Here is a 1,911-nt window from a genome sequence, read left to right as displayed (position 1 = left end):
TGGCCGCGCTCAAGCTGTCGCGCGTCGGGCCGCTGCCGGACCACGTGGACGCGGCGGCGGTGCTGGGCTAGCGCCCTCGAGGGCCTGTCCTGAGCCTGCCGAAGGAACGAACCACGTCGAGAAACGCTCGGGCGAACGGAGAGCGTTCGACGTCGCCCTCGCCGAGGCCGAACCCCGAGCTCAGCTCCTCGCCGTTCGATAGCAGGATGAGCGTGAGCCCTCGTCGCGGAAGCCGGAGCCACAGTCCCGAGTACGCTCCGGGCTGCCACCCGTAGTGCCACACGGCCGGCTCGCCCCCGAGATCCTGCACGAACCAACCGAGTCCGTAGGGGAGACGCTCGCCCGTCACGCTCGAGCGAGACGGCGTCGTCGACGCATCTCGGGTCTCGGATCCGATCACCTCTCCGTGATCGAGGGCCGCGTCGAACCGGGCCAGGTCCAAGACCGTCGAGACCACGCCAGCGCCAGCGTTCGCGCCGAGCGGCCGGGGCCAGTCCGCCCGCTCCGGCCGGCCAGTGGAGGTCTGGTACGGGAGGGCGAGGTCCGCAAGCACGTCCGGTCGGGTCGAGTCCGCCTGGCTCGGGAGCGTCCGCGTCATTCCGAGCGGCGTGAACAGGCTGTCCTGGAGAAGGTCGGCGAACGGGCGGCCTCCAACCCCCTCGGCGACCCGGAATAGTTGGCCGTAGAGGAACCCGTTGTAGCGGTACGCGGCGCCCGGCTCGCCCTGGGCCGTGTGCGTGAGGTAGTGGCGGACGGTGAGCCGGTCGCGCTCGTTCCGGCATCGCCAGTCGGCCACGAGATCGCGGAGGACCGGCTCCTGCTCCAGTACCTCGGGCGAGGTAAAGATCTGGCACCAGCGGTCGTGCCCCTCGGCGTAGTCGGCGAACGGCCGGTCGAGGTCGAGCCGGCCGTGCTCGACCTGGCGGAGGAGCAGGCTGGCCGCCAACGGCTTCGTGAGCGACGCGATCCGGAAGGGCGTTGCGGCTGTGACCGGACGGCCGCCCTCGAGGTCGGCCCACCCGTAGCCACGCGCGAAGGCTACGTGGCCGTCCTCGAGGACGGCCACCGCCAAGCCCGGCAGATCGTGCTCGACGCGGAGCGAGTCGAGCGCGCGGTCGACTCGGTCGTAGAGGGGCACGTCGAGCGTGTCGGGCGCCGCGAGGACGAGCAGGGCGAGGAGGAGGAGCACGGCGTTCATCGCGAGTCGTCCCATAGGGTACGGCTGAGCGCGGCAGAGCTGGGCGCGAGGGCCGGTTCACCGTCGGCGTCCCCGAGGGCGAAGCGGCGCCCGCGAGCGTGCGGCGATGGATCTGTCAGGGATCGGTGCGACCTTGACCCCATGCAAACCCCACAGCCGGACGCCGTGCCCGCCGAGGCGCTCAGCGTCTTCGACATGCTCAAGATCGGCGTCGGCCCGTCGTCGTCGCACACGCTGGGGCCGTGGCGTGCCGTCCAGCGCTGGCTCGGCGAGTTGAAAGAGGGCGTCCTCCTCGAGGACGTGGTGCACGTCCGCGTCCACCTCTACGGCTCGCTCGCCCTCACCGGACGAGGGCACTGCACCGATCAGGCGGTGATGCTGGCGCTCCTTGGCTTCGACCCGGTCACCATCGAGGTCGAGCAAATCGAGAGCTTGGTCGCTGGCTTGCGCGAGCGCCGTGTCCTCGAGGTCGCTGGTCGGCCCGTCGCGTTCGATCCCGAGACCGACATCGTCTTCCACGGGTCGGAGCGGTTGCCGGGCCACGCGAACGGGATGGCGTGCGAGGCCGTCCTCGAGGATGGCACGCTCCGCCGGGCCGTCTACTACTCCGTCGGCGGAGGCTTCGTCGTGGCCGAGGGCGAGGCCCGCGCCCAGGCCCAGACCGTCCGGCTCCCGCACCCGGCCCAGGTCCCGGCCGAGATGCTGGCCCACTG

The 1,911-nt window shown here is 71.5% G+C and carries 2 protein-coding genes; one reads left to right on the top strand and one right to left on the bottom strand.

Features of this window, described 5'->3' with window-relative positions:
• Positions 1-67 precede the first annotated feature (67 nt).
• Positions 68-1,189, bottom strand: a complete 1,122-nt coding sequence (locus tag WBA11_RS03155; protein WP_424519273.1) for a serine hydrolase domain-containing protein — start codon at positions 1,187-1,189, stop codon at positions 68-70.
• Positions 1,190-1,339: 150 nt separating this feature from the next.
• On the opposite strand from WBA11_RS03155, the gene WBA11_RS03150 reads away from it, so the two are divergent.
• On the top strand, positions 1,340-1,911 hold a 572-nt coding region (locus tag WBA11_RS03150), incomplete at its 3' end, for a serine dehydratase beta chain (RefSeq protein WP_424519272.1).

The organism is Rubrivirga sp. (genome assembly GCF_049648075.1).
Taxonomy (GTDB): domain Bacteria; phylum Bacteroidota; class Rhodothermia; order Rhodothermales; family Rubricoccaceae; genus Rubrivirga.
This window is presented reverse-complemented; position numbering and strand designations above follow the sequence as displayed.